The sequence below is a fragment of the Kitasatospora sp. NPDC007106 genome, from assembly GCF_040634455.1.
Classification (GTDB): domain Bacteria; phylum Actinomycetota; class Actinomycetes; order Streptomycetales; family Streptomycetaceae; genus Kitasatospora; species Kitasatospora arboriphila.
Map to the genome: position 1 here is coordinate 1 of NZ_JBEYFP010000525.1, position 4,241 is coordinate 4,241.

Sequence of the window (4,241 nt, forward strand, 5' to 3'; positions counted from 1 at the left end):
CCCCGGTCGCTCGTCCGGTACTCGCCCGCCAGGGCGGCCGCGGTGCGGGCGAGTTCGCCGGTGCCGGGATCCTCCAGCGGGTCCGCACCGAAGTACACCAGCAGGACTGTCAGTTGGGCCAGCAGATCGTCCCTGCGCCCCACCCACCATACGCTCACGCCGTGATCATCGCCCATCACGCAGGGTGCGGGGTCGAGAACCGGCCACCCGGGGCGATGCCGCTCCCGGCGCCGGTCGGCCGGGTGACGACCGGCAGCGCGGCGCGGCTCGACGTCCGGCGGTCACGCTCCTCGACGGGTCGGGCCGGCTGTCGTGAGCGGGGCACCTGCCCCGGAGGCCCGAAGGCCGGCTCCGTGATCTGACGTGATTTCGGCGCCCGCGCCGTGGACGGCGGCGGTGGACGGTTGCAGGCCGGCTCGCCCGCTTCCGTCCCGTGTCCGTCAGTTGCAGTCGCCGGCCGAGGGGTCGCACGGCTTCACGTCGTGGATGCCGGGAAGGGCGCCGATCCGCTCGCGCAGGATGTCCAGTTCGGCGCGCGGGGTGTCCGGGGAGAACTGGACGGTCATCCGCCCCTCCCGCCTGCCGCCCTCGTCGTGGAAGAAGACGGCGGTCGCGCCGTGGCCCAGCGTGGGGATCCCGGTCAGGGCGCCGTCGCGCTCCCGGGCGACGACCGGCGGGGGCGCGCCGTCCACGGTGGCCGTGAAGGCGGTGGGCTCGCGGAAGTGCGGAGCCGCCACCTGCTCGAAGACCATGGTGCCGAAGCCGGCGAGGGCGAGGAACGCGACCGCGCCCCCGAGGACGGTCGACAGGCACTCCGGGCGGAGGTCGGACCTGGCGCCCGCAGCCAGCAGGACCAGGGCCGCCGGCGCCAGCAGGAACCAGCCGAGCAGGACGCCCACCACCGAGGCCGCGAGCAGCAGTCCGGCGAACAGCCAGCAGGCCCGGCGGAAGTCATGCGCCCGGGCGGCGAGCTGGGGCAGCAGGGTGAGGAGCGTGCCCGTCACCAGCCGCCGTCGAGGCCCGCGCCGACCGCCGTCCACCAGATGGCGAAGGGCAGTGCGCAGGCCGTGGCCAGTGCGGCCAGTACCCGCGCGCCCGTCGGCACCGGCGCGTCGTTGACGGCCACCCGCTCCATGACGATCCCCCTCGCCCGACCGAGACTTATTGAACGCGTTCAAAACATAGCGCGCAGAGATCCGCCGGTCCACCCCGGGGGCCCGGGGCGCGGTCCCCTCGCACCCCGGCCCCTTGACGGCGGATCAGAAGCTGCGCGTCACTCCCCCGGCGCAGCCAGCAGGTCCTCCAGGGCCGCGGCCACCAGCGGCCATGCCGCGGAGCGGGGGTCGACGAGGTCGAAGTGGCCGCAGTTCCCGGGGGTGAGGAGACGGGCACCGGCGGCCTCGGCGTAACGCCGGGCCATCTCCACGGGCAGGTTCTCGTCCTGTTCGCCGTGCACCACCACCGTCGGCACCTCGACCCCGCCCAGGGCGGCCGGGTCGGCCGCGGCGTAGCGTTCGGCGAACTGCGCAGGACCGCCGCCGAGCAGATCGGCCACGGCTCCGCGACCGGAACCGAGGTCATGGGCCCACCGCAGGTCTGCGGCCGGAGCCAGGGCCACCACGCCGGTGAGCCGGGGCACGTCGGCGGTGCGGCCCGGTGATCCCTCGGGCAGGCGGTGGCGCAGGCCCGCCCACAGGGCCAGGTGTCCGCCCGCCGAGTGCCCGAGCAGCAGCACGCGGCCGGTGTCCACCGTCCCGCCGGCGATGCGGCCGACCTCCTCGGGCAGCACGTCCACGGCTCGGGCGACGTCGAGGAACGTCGTCGGCCAGCCGCCGTCCCCGCCCACCCGCCGGTACTCCACGTTGGCCGCCGCCCAGCCGCGCGAGGCCAGGTCCGCGGCCAGTGGCGACAGTTCGGCGCGGCCGTACGGCTCGCGCCAGAAGCCGCCGTGCAGCAGCAGGACCAGCGGTGCTGGCGCCCCGCCCCGGCCGGTCGGTGGCAGGTGGAGGTCCGCCACCTGGTCCGGGTGCGCTCCGTACGCGACGGTCGTCATGACCGGCTCTCCGTTCGTCGAGGAGGAATGCAACCAGGCCATGGTCGTCCAACACGCCGCCGCGGGCCGCCGGTTCGCGATCACCTGCTCCGCGGGCCGTTTCCTGACGCACCGCCACGGCCCCTGACGGTCGGCGGACCGCCGTTGACCGGTGATCGGCCCCGGGCGGATCGTCCTGCACATGACGTCACTTGCGACCGCCGGGCAGCCGGACGGGTCCTGCTCGGGTGGAGCCTGTTGGCGATCGTCCTGGGCCTGGTGGGTCTCAACGGCCGCGTGCCGCTGCGGCCGGGCACCCCGCCGGGTCCGGCACGGGGCATGAGCGCCCTGTTCGCCGTCCTGGGCGCGATCACCCTCCCCGGCCTGGCCCTCCGGGCATGACCGCCGGGCGCCGCGCCGACGGCGCTGTGCGGCGGCCCGGGTCCGGCGGCGGACTGACCCGGGCCGGGCCACAAGCCGGATTTCACTCCGTCCACAACGTAGCGACCACGGTGAGCCCTCCGTGGTCCGCGCCGGGCTTCGCGGTGACTTTGAACCAGACCAACGAGCCTGCGCCGGTGACGAGGCAGTAGGCGGATCCGACCCGTACCTGGCTGAGCGGCACACCTGCGCCGAGGGCCTGTCGGTTGGCCTGGTCCAGGCACCCCTCGGGAGACGGCTTCTGCTCCGAGGCGGTCCCCCATCGGTCGACCTGTGCCAGGAGCGCTGTGACGGAATTGTTGGTGGGGCACTCGTTCTGGATCACGAGGTCGTGGGCGGCCATGAGTGCCTGGAAGTCATCGAGATTCACTGCACCACCACGGGGCGGCTCGAAGTCCATGACCGAACTGGTGCACATGCCGTTCGTCTGGGGCATCGTGATTTCGGTGTCGCTGTAGCTCACCTTCCAGGTCGACGATCCGGAGGCTGGAGGCGAGGCCGTCCCGTTGCCCGTGGGCGACGAAGGGGAAGGGGTCGACGGCCCGTTGGAGAGCGCGGGCGACGGACCGGAGGGTGACTGCGCGCCGCTAATGGCGGCGTCGTCCTTCTGCAGGAGGACTGCGATCCACACTCCGGCACCGCACAGCAGGCCCAGCATGAGCCCCATCGCGATGCCGATCGCGAGACCACGCCGGGACCCGTGGTTCGTCGGGGGATGCACGGGCACGGCCGGCCTGGGCGCAACCACCGGCATCGGGGGGACGGCAGCCGGAGGAGCCGAAGGCTGCTGCCACCACGGCGGCAGGAATTCCCGACCGTGCAGCTTCAGGTCAGGGTCGGTGAGGATCTTTAAGTCCCCGGGCAGGTTCTGCTCGATCCCGGCCGCTTCGCGCTGCAGTCGGTGGCGTTCGGCGGCAAGCTGCCCGGCGGACTGCTGCGCGGCGGCGATGCGCTGGTGGAGGGCGGCGGGCGGCGGCTGACGGAGTAGCCGCAGCCTCTCGGACTCGGTGCGGAGCCCCTGGAGCTCGTAATGGGTCTGGGAGAGTTTGGCGGTCGTCTCCTGGACTGCTCTGAGCAGGCCGAGGATCTTCCGCTGTCCGGGCCCCTCCGCCGTCGCGGCATCGAACAGACTGGTGGTGACCTCGCGCATCTGCTGGGTCAGCGGAGCACCCGCGGCCGTTTCCACGTCCGCGAGCGCGAAGTCAATGTACGACCAGGGCCAACCACGTTCGCCGTTCAAGTACCGCGAGACCGAGCCCTCGGGCAGATCGTGCCTCCGGGCGAAGCTCGTCGGCGTCAGCCTCGCGTGTCTCAGCAGATCGGACACATGCTCGTTCAGGAGCTTCGTAGCAGCCTTCCGTCTGGCTTCTACGGCAGCAGCCTTGTCCGGCTGCTCCTCCCCGCGGCCCTGCTGTCCTTCTGACACAGTGCACCCCTCCCCTGTCGACGGCCTTCGTCCAGGCCGTCCGTGCCAGGTCGCCGTTCCGGCAACCACCCCCAGCGGAAGCCTACTTGGGCGACCGGAGAGAAGTTTCCCGGTGGACAATCGGCGACACCCCAGAACAACGGCACCGACCGGCACCGACCGCGGGAGCGCGACCTGGTGGCAGGCGCCGCGTTTTCACGTGCACACCGTGCTCACCCGTTGCGGCCGGACGCGGCCGTGTCCGGAAAGCGAAACGTCTCCAGTCCGAACGCCAGGACACCCTGGCTACTGGCCGCTGCCAGGACACCGCCGGCCGCGGTGAGCGCTCGGACCGGTTCGTAG

At 72.8% G+C, this 4,241-nt stretch carries 6 protein-coding genes; 2 read left to right on the forward strand and 4 right to left on the reverse strand.

Going from position 1 to position 4,241, the window contains the following annotated elements; all coding sequences use genetic code 11:
- Positions 1-440: 440 nt before the first annotated feature.
- The 3 genes from ABZ641_RS27625 to ABZ641_RS27635 all read right to left on the reverse strand — a co-directional run bounded on the left by ABZ641_RS27625 (position 441) and on the right by ABZ641_RS27635 (position 2,053).
- On the reverse strand, positions 441-1,004 hold the full coding sequence (locus tag ABZ641_RS27625; RefSeq protein WP_359985926.1) for a hypothetical protein: 564 nt from the start codon (positions 1,002-1,004) through the stop codon (positions 441-443).
- Positions 1,001-1,135 carry a hypothetical protein gene (locus ABZ641_RS27630; RefSeq protein WP_344622226.1) on the reverse strand — a complete coding sequence of 45 codons (135 nt, stop codon included), beginning with the start codon at positions 1,133-1,135 and terminating at the stop codon, positions 1,001-1,003. The genes ABZ641_RS27625 and ABZ641_RS27630 overlap by 4 nt, the downstream gene beginning before the upstream one ends.
- A 138-nt stretch (positions 1,136-1,273) precedes the next feature.
- Entirely contained in the window at positions 1,274-2,053 is a 780-nt protein-coding gene (locus ABZ641_RS27635; protein ID WP_359985929.1) for an alpha/beta hydrolase, read from the reverse strand.
- On the opposite strand from ABZ641_RS27635, the gene ABZ641_RS27640 reads away from it, so the two are divergent.
- Positions 2,052-2,180 (forward strand): hypothetical protein, encoded by a 129-nt coding sequence (locus ABZ641_RS27640; RefSeq protein ID WP_344622228.1) that lies wholly within the window; start codon positions 2,052-2,054, stop codon positions 2,178-2,180. The genes ABZ641_RS27635 and ABZ641_RS27640 overlap by 2 nt on opposite strands.
- A 110-nt stretch (positions 2,181-2,290) precedes the next feature.
- Positions 2,291-2,434 (forward strand): hypothetical protein, encoded by a 144-nt coding sequence (locus tag ABZ641_RS27645; protein ID WP_359985932.1) that lies wholly within the window; start codon positions 2,291-2,293, stop codon positions 2,432-2,434.
- Positions 2,435-2,516: 82 nt separating this feature from the next.
- On the opposite strand, the gene ABZ641_RS27650 is transcribed toward ABZ641_RS27645, so the two are convergent.
- Entirely contained in the window at positions 2,517-3,800 is a 1,284-nt protein-coding gene (locus tag ABZ641_RS27650; RefSeq protein ID WP_359985935.1) for a hypothetical protein, read from the reverse strand.
- Positions 3,801-4,241 lie beyond the last annotated feature (441 nt).

Excerpts from the sequence above, each read along its gene's own strand:
- ABZ641_RS27630 (WP_344622226.1), bottom strand. The coding sequence starts at position 1,135 with ATGGAGCGGGTGGCCGTCAACGACGCGCCGGTGCCGACGGGCGCGCGG.
- ABZ641_RS27640 (WP_344622228.1), top strand. The coding sequence starts at position 2,052 with ATGACCGGCTCTCCGTTCGTCGAGGAGGAATGCAACCAGGCCATGGTC.
- ABZ641_RS27635 (WP_359985929.1), bottom strand. The coding sequence starts at position 2,053 with ATGACGACCGTCGCGTACGGAGCGCACCCGGACCAGGTGGCGGACCTC.